General features: G+C 44.8%; 11 protein-coding genes and 1 pseudogene. 7 read left to right on the forward strand and 5 right to left on the reverse strand.

Annotated elements, in window-relative coordinates; genetic code table 11:
* Positions 1-120 precede the first annotated feature (120 nt).
* Positions 121-480, forward strand: a complete 360-nt coding sequence (locus QUA42_RS11695; RefSeq protein WP_333137500.1) for a potassium channel family protein — start codon at positions 121-123, stop codon at positions 478-480.
* 18 nt (positions 481-498) lie between these two features.
* On the opposite strand, the gene QUA42_RS11700 is transcribed toward QUA42_RS11695, so the two are convergent.
* Together QUA42_RS11700 and QUA42_RS11705 are read right to left on the reverse strand one after the other, a co-directional pair.
* Entirely contained in the window at positions 499-1,467 is a 969-nt protein-coding gene (locus QUA42_RS11700; RefSeq protein ID WP_333137440.1) for a TIGR03885 family FMN-dependent LLM class oxidoreductase, read from the reverse strand.
* 201 nt (positions 1,468-1,668) lie between these two features.
* Positions 1,669-2,520, reverse strand: coding sequence for a DUF1206 domain-containing protein (locus QUA42_RS11705; RefSeq protein WP_333137441.1), 852 nt, complete (start codon positions 2,518-2,520; stop codon positions 1,669-1,671).
* Between the two features lie 1,657 nt (positions 2,521-4,177).
* Between QUA42_RS11705 and QUA42_RS11710 the strand changes: the two genes are divergently transcribed.
* The 5 genes from QUA42_RS11710 to QUA42_RS11730 all read left to right on the forward strand — a co-directional run bounded on the left by QUA42_RS11710 (position 4,178) and on the right by QUA42_RS11730 (position 11,436).
* Positions 4,178-4,756: a DUF3611 family protein gene (locus tag QUA42_RS11710; RefSeq protein WP_333137442.1), complete on the forward strand. Its 579-nt coding sequence runs from the start codon at positions 4,178-4,180 to the stop codon at positions 4,754-4,756.
* Positions 4,757-5,192: 436 nt separating this feature from the next.
* Complete coding sequence (locus QUA42_RS11715) at positions 5,193-6,824, forward strand: alpha-amylase family protein (RefSeq protein ID WP_333137443.1); 1,632 nt, start codon at positions 5,193-5,195, stop codon at positions 6,822-6,824.
* A 153-nt stretch (positions 6,825-6,977) separates the two neighbouring features.
* Entirely contained in the window at positions 6,978-7,739 is a 762-nt protein-coding gene (locus QUA42_RS11720; protein ID WP_333137444.1) for a ZIP family zinc transporter, read from the forward strand.
* Between the two features lie 170 nt (positions 7,740-7,909).
* Positions 7,910-10,309 carry a bifunctional serine/threonine-protein kinase/ABC transporter substrate-binding protein gene (locus tag QUA42_RS11725; protein WP_333137445.1) on the forward strand — a complete coding sequence of 800 codons (2,400 nt, stop codon included), beginning with the start codon at positions 7,910-7,912 and terminating at the stop codon, positions 10,307-10,309.
* Between the two features lie 407 nt (positions 10,310-10,716).
* Positions 10,717-11,436: a PHP domain-containing protein gene (locus QUA42_RS11730; protein ID WP_333137446.1), complete on the forward strand. Its 720-nt coding sequence runs from the start codon at positions 10,717-10,719 to the stop codon at positions 11,434-11,436.
* Between the two features lie 345 nt (positions 11,437-11,781).
* On the opposite strand, the gene QUA42_RS11735 is transcribed toward QUA42_RS11730, so the two are convergent.
* Entirely contained in the window at positions 11,782-12,948 is a 1,167-nt protein-coding gene (locus QUA42_RS11735; RefSeq protein WP_333137447.1) for a CO2 hydration protein, read from the reverse strand.
* A gap of 177 nt (positions 12,949-13,125) precedes the next feature.
* Positions 13,126-14,640 carry an NADH-quinone oxidoreductase subunit M gene (locus QUA42_RS11740; RefSeq protein WP_333137448.1) on the reverse strand — a complete coding sequence of 505 codons (1,515 nt, stop codon included), beginning with the start codon at positions 14,638-14,640 and terminating at the stop codon, positions 13,126-13,128.
* A gap of 128 nt (positions 14,641-14,768) precedes the next feature.
* On the opposite strand from QUA42_RS11740, the pseudogene QUA42_RS11745 reads away from it, so the two are divergent.
* Positions 14,769-15,380 (forward strand): annotated as a pseudogene (locus QUA42_RS11745) (Uma2 family endonuclease).
* 144 nt (positions 15,381-15,524) lie between these two features.
* Here the strand turns inward: QUA42_RS11745 and QUA42_RS11750 are convergent.
* The gene (locus QUA42_RS11750; RefSeq protein ID WP_333137449.1) at positions 15,525-17,399 is read right to left on the reverse strand and encodes an NAD(P)H-quinone oxidoreductase subunit F; all 1,875 of its coding nucleotides are present in this window, start codon (positions 17,397-17,399) and stop codon (positions 15,525-15,527) included.
* Positions 17,400-17,688: the final 289 nt, after the last annotated feature.

Raw genomic sequence — 17,688 nt, forward strand, 5'->3', positions numbered from 1 at the left:
GATTTTTAAACTACGACTCATAAACGCACCATACAAGCTATCTCTCTATTATATGCAACTTCACATAAAATTGGTATTAGCCGTCGCGGATTTGGTTATGTCGTAGGACTAACGATAATTATTACCTTGGTAGGTGCAGCAGGGATGTATGCTTTTGAAAAAGATTTCGCCGATGGTTCCTCCGGGTTAAATAATTACGGCACAGCCTTATGGTGGACGGCTATGCTAATGATGACAATGGGTTCGGAATATTGGCCCAAAACGCCAGAAGGTCGCATACTTTGTCTTGTTCTGGCACTCTATGCGTTTGCGGTTTTTGGTTATGTAACTGCGACCATCGCCACATTTTTTATTGGTCGCGATGCAGAGGATGACGAAGCAGAATTAGCAGGAGCGAAATCAATTACAGCACTTCAAACTGAAATTGCTGCCTTGCGGGCTGAGATTCAGCAATTATTGAATCAGAATTCAAAGTCTTGAATTAGGTAGATGCCAAGATCAACTTTTTGTCAGCGCTGGCACTACTTTTTCGCCAAACACCTCAATAAACTGCTCTTGCTCTCGGTTAACGTTGTGCAAAATTAGTTGATCGAACCCCAATTCAATATCTTTTTGCAACCACTCAATATGCTGCTCTTGGTCTGCCGAGATGCGGACGTGTTGATATAACTCATCTGGTTGCACAAACTCCCCGGCCGCATCAAATTGATCGGGTGTTATCAGTTCTGTCAACATTTTGCTTTTGAAGATGTTACTACGCCATTGATCGTGAGCGCCTTGTAGTGCTTTCTCTGCATTACTGTCATAGGAAAGCTGCACTTTCAAAATCATTGGTTTCCCTTCTCCGCCACCGCGACGAAACGCATCGACGACTTTTTTTAACTTTTCAGGTGGGCGAGAAGTAGTAATTAATCCATCAGCCCAACGGCCCACCCATTCTGCGGTTTCTGGGGTAACTGCCGCGCCGATAATTAATGGGAGAATTTCCGGGCGGGTATAGAGTTTTGCATCTTCTACGCACACTAAACCGCGATGGGTGACGGTTTCTCCTGCCCAAAGGGCGCGGATAATATCGACACATTCTTTGAGGCGCGCGTTGCGATCGCTCTTAGTCGGCCACTTATCCCCAGTAATATGTTCGTTCAACGCTTGACCGCTGCCAACCGTGAGCCAAAAACGATTTGGAAACATTTCTGCCAACGTTGCCGCAGCTTGGGCAATAATAGCCGGATGATACCGCTGTCCGGGAGCGCAAACAACCCGATAGGAAAGCCTCGGCGTTGCTTGCATTGCTGCACCCAACCAAGACCAAGCAAAACCACTTTGTCCTTGCGCTTCACTCCAAGGATGAAAGTGATCGGAAGAAAGGGCATGGGTAAAGCCAGCTTGTTCTGCCATTTGGACATATTTCAGCAGTTCGCTGGGCTTAAACTGTTCGTGGGAAGCGTGATAACCAATTTGTGCCATAAGTTTTTAGGAGTTTTGAGTTGAGTAGGGGCGGTGCCCCCGTGCCCGCCCTGACTTTTGAGTTAAAATATCCCGACTTAAAAGCAGGTGATTTAATCAGGACGCCTAGTAAAAGTTATGAGTTTTGAGTTAAATTTATTTTTGATTTGCCAAAAATAATGTTGTACTCAAAATTCATAACTTTCTGTATAACGGCCAAGGTTATGAGCCTAAAATTCGCCGATAGCGAGCTTCAATTACCGAGTAGATGCCATAGGCAATTAAACCCAAAGGTACTAGAGCCAAAATCACCGGACTAAAAGGCTGTTGTGCCAGAATTGCCAACACCTCGCCCAATCCCTTCGTTTGACTAGCATCCGATAGCCTTGCTGCTTGAATTAAGAAAAAACCGATTATAACGAAAACAACTCCACGGGCAGCAATTCCGAATCGACCCAACCGTGTCGCCCACTTTTGCTCGGTTGGACTCATTTCATCTAACTTGAAATGGCGGCGAAATTTAGCTTTATATGCTTCGTAAAAATAAGAAAATCCTACACCAATAACAATTGAGCCTGCCAATCCTACCAGCCATTGTCCAAACGGTTGCGCTAAAATTTTGGCGGTCAAATCTTCGTTTGTATTGCTATTACCACCGCCCGAACCCATTATCAGTTTTACAGCCGTTAAAGCCAAACCTGCGTAACCTAAAGCACTTAAGGCGTAGCCAATGCGTTGGGCAATTCGCTTGGCATCCATTTTCTGTCCTTGGTGTTCTGGATCTAGAATTGTCTGAACGATACGCCAAAGGGCATAACCAATAATGCCAATCGTTACAAGAAATAGTAGAAATTTACCGAAAGGTTGGTTAACAATTGCTGATAATGCACCGCTAGTATCGGTTGTCCTGCCGCCCATACTAAAGGCTGCTTGTGCTGCTAAAAAACCGACAATAAAGTAAACTAAGCCTTTGGAAGCATATCCCAATCTTGCGAGTCGCTCAAACCAGGGATGAGAAGCTGCCTGTCCAATTGAGTGTTTAATGTTGTCGGTGGGTGAGTTGTGAGGTTTCATGTTTTTTATACTTTAGTTGTTAACGACTACTGGCATAGGCATATGGTGAATTCCTTTCCACTTAACTGAGTTTTTAAACAAATAATTTATGTTATTATCTATAATAATTTAATTATTAGCTTGTTTAGATATTTTTTTCATCTGTCTTGAGCGGGAGTGTCAGCGGTTGATTGATTGATAAATTTCACATTTATTAGCCTTGACAAATATAGCTTTATAGGCTAAACGATGGCTTTCATGATGGAGCAGTCGGCCAGCAGTCTAGTAGATCTTTGATGAAAACTTCTTTAACCAAAGTTTTAATAACAATTAGAATTGGCGACGCTAAAAATAATCCCATAAAATCAAATAAAAATCTCAATACTGTCTAGAGTGCTAAGGTGCAATTGGAAAGCAAAGATACCTGCTTTTTTATAAGGATCGGGGTGACAAAATTGCCTGCTGGAATTTGTTTAATTAGAAAATAGAGCAACAACACCTCGCCTGTTTTCCAAGGCGAATATAATAAAGGCAGCGGTGCTGAAATTACGCTTAAAAATTCGCCCATATAGAGAAGCAAAACTAATATAAATGCCACAACCCAGTTAAAAAAAGGCAGTATCACTTGCAAAGCAAACAAACCAATAATGCTCGTAATATAGCAAGCCTAAATCCTTTGTGAATTTCTTACTCCCTCCCCGAACTCGCGGGGAGGATTGGGGTGGGGTAAAAGATTTACGACTCCTGCAAGGATTGCTATAACAATAAAACTTATGCTTTATGCAATGCCTGCCAACCAACCGATTAAACCCTCTTCGCATTTTGAGATAATTTCATCGGCTTGCTGACGCTAAAAAGCGGTAAAAATGCTGATAGTTGGGGTATGGCATCGGATTTACCCGAAGTAGGGTAAAAACTATAATTAATACACTATGGATAATCAGGCTTAGATAGTGGGAATACAACTGATAAATAGGCGAATTTGTTCACCTAAAAATCGTTTAAATTTGTTTGGCTAAATCGTCACTACTGGGAAGGTGATAAAAAAATTGTCCGGCTAATCTTGCTTGCAACCAATAGCTCCCAACTCGCATATGAATAGTTGGGAATCTGGAATAGTGGCCCTAACTAGCTTATGGACGTTGCAAGAAAGGATGCGGCCCTGTGCCACACTTGGGAATCAAGCATCGATCGCCAATAGTGCGAGCGCTCGCACTTAACTGAAAGCAATATCATAATTTTTTCCTCAATCATCTTCCCCCAGGTGGATATTTTCTTATGGCATCAGGCAGATGGCAAGGTTGGGCTAGTTTGATTAAATGGTATATAGAAGCAAGATTTTGAAATGGTGAACAAAGACAATAGACGTTTTGCCTAAGTCGATTTTTAAGACTCTAAATTCCCATTGTCGCAAGAAGTTGATTGTTCAGAACCGGGAGGATTTTAGGAAAATGAAATCAACCACAATGGCAGTGCCTGTGTTGAGTTCAACCTTTTATTTACCGGAAATTGCCTAATTCGGTTCCCAAACATCAGGCATCCTGTCCTGCCCTTAACTGACTTTTCAGGAAAACTCTAATAGCTAACCACAAGGCGATCGCTTGCGACAGGAAGACAAGCCGAACCTATTTCTTACGTCGTTTGCTTTGACGATTAATTCAGCAATAAGGTGTATATAATGACTCAAGTGAATCAACCAGAATCCTTGTCGCAACCCCTGACCCAAAGCGAATTTGTCGCCACTTTTCGCTTGTTTAGTAGATTTAGCTTTTGGATACAGTTATTCTTTGGTGCTGTTTCCGGCATAGTTTTATTGTTTGCTATGTTGGGTCGCAACATGAGCGATCAAACCAATAATAATGCAGGTATTGGGTTCGGCATATTTTTAGCGGTAGTTGGTCTGTTATTGCTGTGCTTTAGAATTTTTTGGGATTTTCGCTATAGGCTTTTAGGGCGACTTTTGCACGCCGAAAATTCCCAGGTATATCCCAGCAAAGAACATATTACTCACACCTTACGGATTGGATTAGTTTCTAGTTTGGTGGGGGTATTAATCGCGTTTGTCGCTTCTGAAGAAACAGTTGCTGTAGTCCTAGCAAAAACTCTTAGTCAGCCCCAAGCGATGGCAGCTTATGCCCCAGAAAATGTGATTCGTTCCTTAGATATTTTTGTGACGATGGCAAACGTCAATTTGATTGGCGCTCACTTTTTTGGAGCTGTTACTTCTCTTGGGTTACTCAATTGGGTAGAAGATTAGTTGGCAGCATGGGCCCTTGCTAAAGGCAAACACACCTCCTATGCCGTCAGGACTGACAAGGGCTGGCTGATTTAACTAAGGTTGGTGGTTTGGCACTGTCTTGGCGAAAGAGAGGGAAGACAGTGCAGCTACAAGCTAAACAAGTTGGCTATTTGGATGAACATCTAATCGGAAATTGGTAGCGATCGCTCCTCGTAATGGTAGTCAGCCTGCTCAACCGTTATTTTTTTATTTATTGAAAAAACGTAATTTATTATCTTGATAAATATTTCATCTACTTTATATTGATATATTTTTAATTGGGACAAATATGACTTAAGAATCAGATTCCGAAAGATGAGCTATAGCCGTGGCATTCAGCTTCCTAAATAGCCCTGTGACCGGGTTTCTGAACACAGCCATGCTACGCCGTTTCTCTATTAAGAAATTTACTGCAATGAAAGACCTCTGGTATAAAAATGCAATTGTCTACTCCCTTGATGTTGAAACCTTCATGGACTCGGACGGCGATGGTGTGGGCGACTTTCAGGGACTTATCAACCGCCTAGACTATTTATCCGCCCTAGGAATTACTTGTTTGTGGTTGCTGCCGTTTTATCCTTCCCCTAACCGGGACAATGGTTACGACGTGATGGATTACTACAACATTGACCCGCGACTGGGAACCCTGGGAGATTTTGTCGAGTTCATGCACCAAGCAAGGGAACGAGGAATTCGCGTGCTGATCGATCTGGTAGTAAATCATACGTCTAATCAGCATCCTTGGTTTGTGGCATCCAAAAGCGATAAAAACTCCAAGTATCGCAATTACTACGTGTGGTCAGAAAATCCACCCAAAGCAGATCCAGAGTTGCTGGTGTTTCCCGATGCCGAGGACAGTATTTGGGAGTACGACGAACAAGCAAAGGCTTACTATTTGCATCACTTCTATAAAGAACAGCCAGATTTGAATATTGCCAATCCGGCGGTACGAGAAGAAATCTGCAAAATTATGGGTTTTTGGTTAGAACTGGGGGTGTCTGGATTTCGCATTGATGCTGTTCCCTTTTTAATTAAAGGAATTGGCATCGAAGGTGCAGACCCCGAAAGCCTGCGAGGTTTCTTGGAAGAAATGAGAGAGTTTGTGTCATCGCGTCAGGGTGATGCTGTGTTGCTGGCAGAAGCAAATGTCGATCGCGAGCAAATTCCTGTCTACTTTGCTGAGGGCGACAGAATGCACATCCTGTTCAACTTTTTGCTGAACCAGCATCTGTTTTTGGCACTGGCGCGTCAAGAATCCACAGCATTGCGCGATGGACTAAAAACCTTACCCGATATTCCCCCTATTTGTCAGTGGCTTAATTTTGTGCGCCACCATGATGAACTGACGTTAGACCGCATTACTTCATCGGAACGAGAGGAAATTTTTGCAGCGTTTGCCCCTGAGAAAACTATGCAAATTTTCGGGCGCGGGATTCGTCGTCGCTTACCACCGATGATGGGAGGCGATCGCCGCCGGATTGAACTGGTCTACAGCTTGCTTTTCACCCTGCCTGGTACACCCATGCTGCGCTATGGCGAAGAAATTGGCATGGGTGATGACCTTTCGCTCGAAGGTCGAGGCAGCGTCCGCACGGTGATGCAATGGTCAGATGCACCGAATGGTGGCTTCTCGACGGCTGCAACTGATGCCCTTGCCAGACCTACGATCGCCCACGGAGAATACGGTTACAAACAAGTCAATGTCGTCGCAGCGCAGCGCGATCCTGCCTCATTAATTAACTGGATGGAACGTGCCATCAGCATCCGCAAGCAATGTCCTGAGTGGGGTAGGGGCAAGTGGCACATTCTCGAAACCGACTCTCCCTCGGTGTTAGCCCAATGCTGCGACTGGCAAGGCAGGACGGTGATTGCTGTGCACAATTTAGCCGACAAACCTTGTACCGCTACGCTGAAATCTCACGAATACACCCCTCTGTTCGATTTATTTGGTGATCGCCTGTATGAATCTCTCGGTGCCGACTCGCCCTCTATTCCCTTAGAACCCTACGGCTATCGCTGGTTTCGAGTCCATCGAATCCTGGGGTAAAAAAGTTAATGTTGATTGGAACACTAGCGACTCTAACTATTATGAATGTACTTAACTGATTAGGTAAACAACGCGGTTTCTGGCCCCCATCCGTAAGTCCTATATATAATTTTTAGGCGGGGATAAAAATTTTTTTCCTTTGAGGTGCGGCTGATGTTTCCAGTGTGGTTGCAGGCAGGATTTTGGGGTTTACTAGGGGGGTCGGCATTGCTACTGGGAGCGGCGGTGGGTTACTTTGTCAGCATTCCCCAGCGCGCGATCGCGACAATTATGGCTTTTGGCGCTGGTGTGCTGATTTCAGCGCTATCCTTTGAACTGATGGATGAAGCTTACAAGCGCGGCGGTTTCGACTCTACAGCGATCGGCTTTTTGGGGGGCGCTACTGTCTATACAGCCGCCAATTGGTTTTTGAGTCAACAGGGAGCAAAACACCGCAAGCGATCGGGCGCATTGCACCCAGGTAAAACAGAGTCAGGCGATGGCGGATTAGCCATCGCCCTCGGCGCCCTGTTAGATGGGATACCGGAGTCGATCGTCGTTGGTGTCAGCATGATTTCTGGAGGCGGTGTTAGTTGGGTGACAGTAGCAGCAATTTTTCTTTCCAACATTCCCGAAGGGCTCTCCAGTGCCGCCGGTATGAAAAAAGCAGGGAGATCGATGGGTTACGTTTTTGGAGTTTGGGGCGCGATCGCAGTTATTTCCGGTATCGCAGCATTGTTAGGATATACGGTTTTCAGCGGCTTTTCTGCGGAAGTAATAGCTGCAACTACCGCCGTAGCAGCAGGGGGTATTTTAGCAATGATCTCAGATACTATGATTCCCGAAGCATTCGAGGAAACTCACGATTTTGCTGGACTAATTACTGTCTGCGGGTTTTTAGCTGCTTTTGTACTCAGCAAGTTAGCGGAAAGATAATTTATAAGTAGTCATCAGTCATAACTAATATAGAAGTGGTAATTGCTGAGAGTTATAGTGTTTTTGATAGAGACACAGAGGACTTTGATATGTCGCCAAGCTGTATCCGGCAACAAAAAAGCTTATAATCAACATCAACGATCGCACCTCCACAAGGAACTCTAAAATTTATGTGTCTCAATCCCGGAGAGATACTGGCCGGACGCTACAGAATCATTGCTCGATTAGGACAGGGAGGATTTGCTAGAACCTACACCGCTCAAGATCTACAAAACCCAGATAATCCCCCGTGCGTTATCAAGGAAATTCCTTTTCCTCAATCCGAAAATCCCCAGGTATTGGAAAGAGCCAGGAGGCGATTTCAAACGGAAGTTAGGGCTTTGCAGACTCTCAGCAATAACTCGCGCATTCCCCAATTGTTCGATCATTTTGAGATTAATCGCAATTTTTACTTAGTTCTAGAATTCATTGAAGGAACTCTCCTAAGTCAAGAAATCGCTCAGGGTAAGCAGTGGACGGAAGCACAGGCGAGCGCCTTTTTATGGGAAATATTAGAAATTTTAAACTCTATTCATCAAGCAAATGTTATTCACCGAGACATTAAACCTGCTAACTTAATTCGGCGCAAAACCGATCGACAAATTGTTTTAATTGATTTTGGGGCTGTAAAGGAAATCAGCACTTACACCTCTAGCAATACAGGTGAAATATTGACATCGCAGGCGATAGGCACCAGGGGTTATATGCCTGCAGAACAACACGATCCGCGGTCGTTCCCGCAACCTTACAATGATATTTATGCAGTAGGAATCATCGCGATTCAAGCCCTCACCGGGCGGCGTCCCACCAATCTGCCACAAGACCCTGAAACTTGCGACATTATCTGGGGTTATTTAACATCTGAACCAGTTAGCGATGGTCTAAGAAATATTTTAAATACAATGGTGTGTTTCAACTTTCAGCAGCGCTACCAATCTGCTGCTGAGGTATTGCAAGCCTTGGATTCGCTTCAATCCCCACCGCCACCGCAACCACCGCCGCAGCCCTGGCGCTGGTTGCTGTTCGGAGTTGCGGGGCTGGCAGCTGCATTGGCGATCGTACTTTTAATCCCCAGAATTTCCCCGCTAATCCCCAGCATTTCCTCGCAACCAACGCTGCCTACCCCCTCTCCAGATGGTGTAAGTTCCGGCGAAAAACTCTTAGTGCAAACCTCCGCCCTGTGGTCAAAACAAAGGGGAATCAATGAGTGTGCCGACTCAAATTATCCCGAAGCTTTAAAATTGCTCAAACAGTCCTGGCGGGAAGACCGCAGAGATCCAGAAACTTTAATTTACATCAACAATGCTCTGCTAAAGGCAATAAATGCAGAATATTACACGATCGCAATTGTTGTTCCTATCCGCCGCAATCAGGACGGTAGCATCCTCAACGCAAATTTAGCAGAAGAACTCCTCCGCGGCATTGCTCAAGCTCAAACCGAAGTTAATTTAGGTCTTCTGGCTGCAAATGAGAACAATAAAGATTTTCCCGGTCAAGGCTTTCTAGAACCAAAAGCTATTAAAGGAAAAGGTCTCAAAATCATCATTGCTGATGATGGCAATATCAAATCCTACGCCGTTCAAAGGGCTAAGGATCTGGTCGCTCAGCCCGATATTCTAGCAGTCATCGGACACTATACTAGCGACATGACGGTTGAAACAGTAGATATTTATAATCGAAATCAACTGGTCGCCATTTCTCCGGGAAGCACAACAGAAGAACTGACGCGAAAACCTAGAAAATTTTTCTTTCGCACGGCTCCGACAACTAGCATAGAAGCTGAAGGTTTAGTAAATCACTTGCTGAGCGTAAACAAAAAAAAAGTAGCAGTTTTTTACAATCCAGACAGTCCGTTCAGCTATTCTTTGTGGGAACAATTTACCAAGCAATTTGAAGCCAAAGGAGGCAAAACTTTTAGACTCAGAAATTATAATAACTTATCCAAAAATGATTTCAGCGCAGAAGCAGCGATAGAAGAAGTTGAGAAAGCCGGAATAAAAGCCATAGCCGTCTTTCCAGACGGTCAAGTAACTAATTCCGTAGAAAATGCCATCGAAATGATTAAAGCTAATGGCGATCGCAATTGGATTGTGGGGCCATGGACGCTGTACGAGTTGAGAACGTTAGAAGTAGCCAAACAGCTAAAGTCTGTTGAAAAACTGGGCGTATCCGTGTTTTGGCATCCGTTAATAAGTTTTGACAAAAAATTTCCGCAAAACGCTGAAAAATTGTGGGGAGGCCCGGTCAATACTCGATCGGCTTTAACCTACGATGCAGCCCGGACCCTGATTAAAGCCCTAGAAATGCAGCCCGAACCCAGCCGGGAAGGAATGCAAAAAACCTTAGCCGCTCCCAACTTTAAAGCCGAGGGAGCTACGGGTATAATTGAGTTTGACTCGAAGACTGGAAATCGGAAAAACCCTCCTAAACGAGTGGCGCATATTGTACCGTGTTCTAGAGAAGTGTTTGGCGTCACCTTTGTGCCGAACGAATTTCCCACAGCCGCAGCGGCAGGTTTAAAGTGCGATTGAATTGATATCTTGTGGCATTTTTCACAAACCTTTTAAGGGCGGGCAGGATGCCCACCCCACAATAAAATTTACTCTTTGTGGAACAGGCATCTTGCCTGTTGTTAATCCTGATGCAATGCAATATGTGGGAGTAATTGATATCTTGTGGTATTTTCAACAAACCTGTAAAGGCGAGTTTTACAAACTATAAATTGCCTAAAATCAATAATCTCATAAACCCGCCCCCACCCGACGATAAAATGCTGGATAGAGAATTGTGCAAGATGTGCGAGTGAATTGATATCTTGTGCCGAACGCCACAATCCGCCAGATGTTTCAATCCCACAGCCGACTATTGCCACAGGTGCAACATATCAATTTATTAGATATATTAATAAACAAAGCTAGTTTTTTCTATAATAACGCTTATGGCTGTCAATTTCGCTGCCTCCCCCCCTTCTAGTCTCAAACCAGAAGCCCAGAATATCTCAGCACTCAAACAAGTCTTCCAGACAATTGATGCCGATAGCTGTCCGGGTTCCTATAATTTTCATATGCACACAGTCTACTCCGACGGCCGATTGCAGCCAGAGAAATTGATGGAACAAGCCATAGCCGGAGGTCTCAAAGGCTTAGCTATCACAGACCACCACAGCACCCAAGGCTACGTTAAAGCTCAAATTTGGCTGGACAATTGGAAATTAAACCATCCCGATAAAAATAGCGAAGCACCTAGTCTCTGGATAGGCGCTGAAATTAATGCGGAATTGCTCAACAATGAGGTACACATTCTCGGTTACGCCTTCGATCCGCAACATCCCAGTCTCAAACCATACCTACGAGGTAAAAGCACTGAAGGCACTTATTGTTATTCAGCAGCCAGGGTAATTGAAGCTATTCATGAAGCAGGAGGTTTAGCAGTTCTCGCACATCCTTGCCGGTATCGATCGACTGCAGATAAACTAATCCCAGAAGCCTCTCGTTTCGGCATTGACGGTGTAGAGATTTACTATGCTTACGGTAATCCCAATCCTTGGAAACCGAGTCCCATACAAACTGCTTTAGTCAAAGATTTAGCAGAAACTTATGGTTTGCTGGGAACTTGTGGCACGGACTCTCACGGTCTGAGTCTTCTAGTCCGAATCTAGATACTTGGGAAATAAGAAGTGCTTTACCCTGTCATTGCCAGTCTAAGCGTTAGCGGATATATTTCTTATGAAAGCAATCACAATGACCCAAAAACAAACAGTTTCTCAGGTCATATTATGTCCGCTAAAATGACTACTATAAAATTGTTTGGTAGTGAGGACTTCAGTCCTCATAAAAGTCTGAGGACTGAAGTTTCCACTACTTGCCTTATAACGGCTATTTGACGGGACGTGATATCATTGCGATCGCCAGGATGAGCTTAGGTATCCAAAAGAAAGCAATTGCTTTCTTCAGGTAATATTCTTACAACTCCTAGAGACATTGCGCCCTAAAAACCCGTCGCCCTACCGTTCGGGGAACAACTGACAGGCCCTGTTAGTTGGCTGATTTGCCCAATCCAAGCGAGAATCCCCAAATCGATCCATCCAACCTTCCAAATAAGCTCGATTAGCCTTTTTTTCCTCTGGGTCGGAGGTATTCATGGGATGAGGTGCTAGACCCAAAATAGTCGCCGTCGTCACGCAAAACATCGACTTCTGAAAACTCTGGCAAATTTGCACCCGCACATCGTCTTCACCCCGACAGCTACTGCGATAAACTTCGTGCAAATACTCCGGCAAATAATGCCGCATATCTTGCATCAATTGAGTTGGCGGAATCCCTGCACCTCCAATCGGTAAAGGGTCAGCAAACAAAGCCCCGTAAGCAAATTCTCTTTGTTCTTCCGGGATTTGATGGGCTTGAGCGTTGTAGGAAACTGTGCCAAAAAAAGCGGTTCCCCGAAAGAAAATTGATTCTACATAAGGCACTGCTACATCTGGTAAAAATGTCAAGTTAGCCGATGCCGGAATGATATCGTAGACTTGACCGTGAATCTTGACGCTGTAGGTAATTGGCAGACTCGCGGCGCTAACCAAACCTGCTAAGATAAAATCAACTACCTCAGCGATCGACTTAATTTTCCCGGCTTCGTAGGAATCAGATAAGTCGATAAATAAATCACTCATTACCCGCCAAAACTGACCGAGAGCGGTGTAGTAAGCCAGCATCCGCACTTGTTCCGGCAAAAAATCGGGAAAGGCTTTGTGTAGTCCCTGCATGAAAAAATTGCCTTTTAATTTAGCAGCGATCGCCTTTTCGACCAAACTGCTAAATTCCGGGGAATCCAAATAACTGTCAAAACCCCCGCCGCCGTGCCACAGCATAGTTTTCATAACATACTCAGCATACTCAAAATTTATGCGATCGTGCCACAAATAGCGCATTAATTTTGGCAGAGTCACATCTCCGTTGAAATATTTAAAAAACGGAAAAAGCACTAAAAACTGTTCTTCGGCAATATAGTTGAGATTGCGAGAATAGGCATCTAAAACAATACCATAACTTTTCAGCACGCCGATAACTTCAACCACATTTTCCATAGATTCAGGCAGTAAAGCTTGACCTGATTCCAAGATGTCAATGTATGCGGATAGGGGATGGGAAGATGGTTTTAATACGGTACTTGTCATTTTAATTAAGCCTGAATAGAAGGAATAACGAAAAAATAGGTTTGTAGTAAGGACTTTATTCCTTTAATGATGAGCTAAAAGCTGTTAAGAGAGGACTTGCACTCCTCACTACAAACCTATGGACTAAAAGCTGTTAAGAGAGGACTTGCATTCCTCACGACGAACCTAGGTCATATTTTATTTCAAGTTTTGAGCAATCACTTTAACTTGGGGTGGCACATTAGCTACCATTCCGATCGCAGTTTTTTCGCTCAAACCAACTAAAACTCCCGGCTGCACTCCCATGATGGCGATAATTATTGCTAAAACCAGCGAAGGAATGCGATCGCGCCAGCGGACTTGCGGCAAATTTACCACCACATCCGAAAGGCGGCCGAAAAAGGCGCGGTTGACCATAATTAAAAAGTAAACTGAAGTTAAACCAGTGCCGATCATGCAGAGGAAAGTTTGCACGGGAAACACTGGCAAACTGCCCCGAAATATCAAAAATTCCGCAATAAATCCAGCCAAACCCGGAATGCCGGCACTTGCCATCACGCCGAGGATCATTAAACTGCCAATCATGGGCAAACCGCGATCTGGATTGAATAAACCTTTGAGCACATCGATGTTCCGAGTGCCGGATTTTTTGTAAACAACGCCGACACTCAAAAATAGCAGCCCCGAAATTAAACCGTGGCTAACCATTTGCAAAACAGTTCCCAACATACTAATTGGAGTAGCTGCGGCGCTAGCTAACAAAATGTAGCCCATGTGAGCGATCGAACTGTAAGCTACAATTTTTTTCATATCTTTTTGGGCGATCGCGCAACTTGCCCCGTAAAGCACACTCACCACCGCCCAACTCGCCAACCAAGGTGCCGCCACCGCCCACGCCTCGGGAAACAAACCCAAACCAAAGCGCAGCATCCCATAAGTCCCCAGCTTCAAAAGCACCCCCGCCAGCAGCACCGAAACCGGCGTCGAAGCTTCTACGTGAGCATCCGGCAGCCAAGTATGAAAAGGCACTAAAGGCATCTTAATACCAAAAGCCAGCAACACCCCCGCCAGCAAAACAATTTGCCTTACCAAAGGCAAGGGCAATCCTCCTTGCAAATGCGATGCGCCCGCTGCACCAACCATATCGAAACTAGAAGCACCGCTAAGCCAACCAGTCCCCAAGAAAGCAGCCAGTAGCACAATTCCCGAAAATGCAGTATAGATTAAAAACTTAGTAGCAGCATAACCCCGACGCTCGCCTCCCCAAATCGCAATTAACAGGTAAAGCGGAATCAATTCTACCTCAAAAAACAGGAAAAACAGCAGCAAATTTTGAGATAAAAAAGCCCCTGTGACGCCCCCGGTAATTAACAGAATCAAAGAATAATAAAGTCGAGGTCTGCGGATAGACTCATCCGTAGCATAAATAGCTATTCCTGTCAGGAGAGTATTTAAAATTACCAAAGGCAGAGCCAAACCATCAACGCCGAGATTGTAATTCAATCCCAAAGCATCTATCCAAGGAATGAATTCCGAAAACTGCAACTGACTGCTACTGGCATCAAACTGAAATGCCAAAATCACCGAGAGAATAAAAGTTATACCCGCAATGGCGATCGCGACATTCCGAACTATTTTAGAACTCACTGAACCGGGCCAGAGCCCAATCAGGGCAGCAGCCAACATTGGTATCCAGATTAAAGCACTGAGCATCAATTAAAACTTTCCTTTATTAGAGAGCTTTTAGAACTATATTTAACATTAACGCATAGCAACTACATATAGAAGCGATCGGCTAATTTTCTTGTTAACATAAATTCAAATGTCTCTGGAATCCTCCTATGACCTCAAGTCTTACAGATCGAGAAGATTTGCAAATTAAATCCGGTTCTCCTTCCACCCGCCTCACCGTTGCCGACTTGGAAGAACTGCAAGGTATACTCGGCGAAGCACATCTAGACTACCAACTCGAACTGGTAGACGGGAAGATTATCGTTATGGGCCCATCAGACATAGTATCGAGCGAAATTGGACTTGAGTTTGGCAGACTTTTGCTTAACTGGGTCAAACCCCGCAAACTCGGACGAGTGTTTGAGTCCAGCGGCGGGTTTATTCTCCCCAATTCAAATGTTACAGCCCCCGATGTTTCGTTTGTGACAGCCGATAGCCTCAAATAAAGTAAAAGGTATTTTGCCGAACTTGTTCCCGACTTAGTGGTAGAAATCAAATCTCAGTCCGATCGCCTCAAACCCCTCCGAGAAAACATTTTATCATTCATCGAACTCGGAGCCAAAGTAGGAATATTAATCGACCCAGACAAGCGCACAATAACAATTTACACTCCGACACCCGAACCCGTGGTATTGAGAGACGGGGACATGATTTCAATTCCCGAACTTTTGCCCGGTTGGGAAGTTCCAGTGACCGAATTATGGCCGATCGATTTTGAATAAAACTAGATAAAAAAGCAGACAAACCCAGAATAAAATCATCTGCGTTCATCTGCGTTCATCCGCCCTCATCTGCGGTTTAAAATTAAATAACATCAGACAAAAAGCAGACAAACCCCGAAAAATTCATCTGCCAACCTCTGCGGTTTAAAACTGCCAAATAATCAACGCCAGCAACACAGCAACCCCCCCTGCAATAGTCAACACATAAAACTGCAACTGACCGGTACCGCTATACTTCAACCCTTCACCGCTGAAAATTGTGGCAAAACCGAACAAATTTACCACCCCATCTACCACATACCTATCAGTCCAAGCGCTGATTTGAGAAATCAAAGCCACAGCCCAAACGACAGTCAAGCGGTAAACTCGATCGATATAAAAATCGTAAGCAAACAAATCCTGCAACGCCGGCACCGGCAGCCGTACCGGTCGAGGTAAAACCCCGTACCAATAAATCGCCACCCCAACCGCAACGCCCATCAACCCAGATAACATTAACAGCGGAATATCCAGAGTCTTCAACAGCAAATTTAAAGTATCAAAATCCCCTGTTTGCGACCAAGGACCAGTCCAACTAATTAAAAGTTGCCACTGCTGTAACATCCAAGGCACCAATAGTCCCATCACCGTCAAAATTACCATCGGCAAAGCCATCGGCCAACCAACTTCTGGAGCTCTGCGAGTTTTCGGCTGCGGTTTTCCCACAAACACTAAACCGAATATGCGAGTTAAATTTAGCGCTGTCAAACCGTTAACTAAAAGCAGCACAATTACCAGCCACAAAGGCACAGTCCAAAAACCGTTAAGCCAGCGTCGCATCGCCCAAAAGTTGCCCAGAGGCAACAGCGCTACCATCCCCGCAGCGCCTACTAAATAAGCCGTAGTCGTGGCAGGCATCTTCGACCACAACCCACCCATTTCTGTTAAATCTTGAGTGTTAGTTGTAGTAATAATTGACCCTACGCTCATGAATAATAGGCCTTTGGCGATCGAGTGGGCGAACAGCAACAGCAAAGCAATGTCAACTTGATTTAGTCCCACGGCGATAAACACCAAACCCATAGAAGCGCTGGTAGAATGCGATAGTGCTCTTTTGATGTCGATTTGAGCGATCGCCACCAAGGAAGCGCCAACAGCCGTAACCGCACCCAAAACCACGAGTACCGCATCTGCGACCGGGGAAAGCGCTAAAACAGGCTGAAGTTTAATCAAAACATAAGCCCCAGCGCCCACAACTACCGTATTCCGCATAATCGAAGCCGGGTTGGGCCCTTCCATCGCCTCATCGAGCCATAGATGGAAGGGAAATTGAGCACACTTGGCCGTAGGCGCGGAGATTAAAGCCAAACCTAAAAGAGTTGCGACTACAGGAGACAAAGTTGCAGTTTCAGCCCATGTTTCCAAATCGGAAAAATTCAAACTTCCCGCTAAAGTTGAAAGCGTCACTACTCCCATCAGCAGTGGCACGTCTCCTACACGCTTGGTTAAAAACGCATCTCTAGCGGCTGTTACTACCAGCGGTTGAGCGTACCAAAACCCGACTAGCAAGTAAGTTGAAAGCGTTAGCACTTCCAACAAAGCGTAAGTTAGAAGCAGGGAGTCGCTAATGGCAATGCCGCTAATTGCCGCTTCAAAAAAACCCATCAGCCCAAAAAATCGAGCTAGCGCCCAGTCTTTTTCCATGTAGCCTAGAGCGTAAATTTGTGCTAGCAAACTCAGAACACTAACTAACTCCATTGCTCCGACGCTGACCGTGGAGATTTCTATTGCAAAAGACAAATCTAAATCTGCTGCTTGCACCCAGTGCACTAGCAACTGTTGGGGCGGTTGATCCCAAGTCGCTGTAAAAATAACTGACCCGTGCAGGAAAGCCAACACAGTCATCAGCAAATTGAAGTAAGCTGCAGGTCTCGGGCCTGTTTTGCGAACGGTACCCGTAGACCACGGCAAAGTTAAAATTGCGCCTATTAAGCCATATAAAGGTACCCACCAACAGGCTTGGAGGAGAAATTGAGTCATTTAATTTATCCCTTAAACTTGAAATTACGGGCTGCCTTTATACAAAAACAGTTGCGGGCGATCGCGTGATACCCTAAAACTTTGACTAAACCCGATCGTATAGTTCTGGCAAAATAATTTGCACCCAAGATTCACTATACATTAAAGCATCAAAACTGAGAATTCTCTCAACACAAAATTACTTGCTTAGTAGAAGAGGCACTCAAAGAAAAAAATGCCTGCCGATGGGCCAAGACTGCCTTTTTTGCCGATTTCCCTGCGATCCCCCTTTTGAAATCCCCAATTTTCC

The sequence above is a fragment of the Microcoleus sp. Pol11C2 genome (genome assembly GCF_036701505.1).
GTDB lineage: Bacteria > Cyanobacteriota > Cyanobacteriia > Cyanobacteriales > Microcoleaceae > Microcoleus.

Excerpts from the sequence above, each read along its gene's own strand:
- QUA42_RS11700 (WP_333137440.1), bottom strand. The coding sequence starts at position 1,467 with ATGGCACAAATTGGTTATCACGCTTCCCACGAACAGTTTAAGCCCAGC.
- QUA42_RS11705 (WP_333137441.1), bottom strand. The coding sequence starts at position 2,520 with ATGAAACCTCACAACTCACCCACCGACAACATTAAACACTCAATTGGA.
- QUA42_RS11710 (WP_333137442.1), top strand. The coding sequence starts at position 4,178 with ATGACTCAAGTGAATCAACCAGAATCCTTGTCGCAACCCCTGACCCAA.
- QUA42_RS11715 (WP_333137443.1), top strand. The coding sequence starts at position 5,193 with ATGAAAGACCTCTGGTATAAAAATGCAATTGTCTACTCCCTTGATGTT.
- QUA42_RS11720 (WP_333137444.1), top strand. The coding sequence starts at position 6,978 with ATGTTTCCAGTGTGGTTGCAGGCAGGATTTTGGGGTTTACTAGGGGGG.
- QUA42_RS11725 (WP_333137445.1), top strand. The coding sequence starts at position 7,910 with ATGTGTCTCAATCCCGGAGAGATACTGGCCGGACGCTACAGAATCATT.
- QUA42_RS11730 (WP_333137446.1), top strand. The coding sequence starts at position 10,717 with ATGGCTGTCAATTTCGCTGCCTCCCCCCCTTCTAGTCTCAAACCAGAA.
- QUA42_RS11735 (WP_333137447.1), bottom strand. The coding sequence starts at position 12,948 with ATGACAAGTACCGTATTAAAACCATCTTCCCATCCCCTATCCGCATAC.
- QUA42_RS11740 (WP_333137448.1), bottom strand. The coding sequence starts at position 14,640 with ATGCTCAGTGCTTTAATCTGGATACCAATGTTGGCTGCTGCCCTGATT.
- QUA42_RS11750 (WP_333137449.1), bottom strand. The coding sequence starts at position 17,399 with ATGACTCAATTTCTCCTCCAAGCCTGTTGGTGGGTACCTTTATATGGC.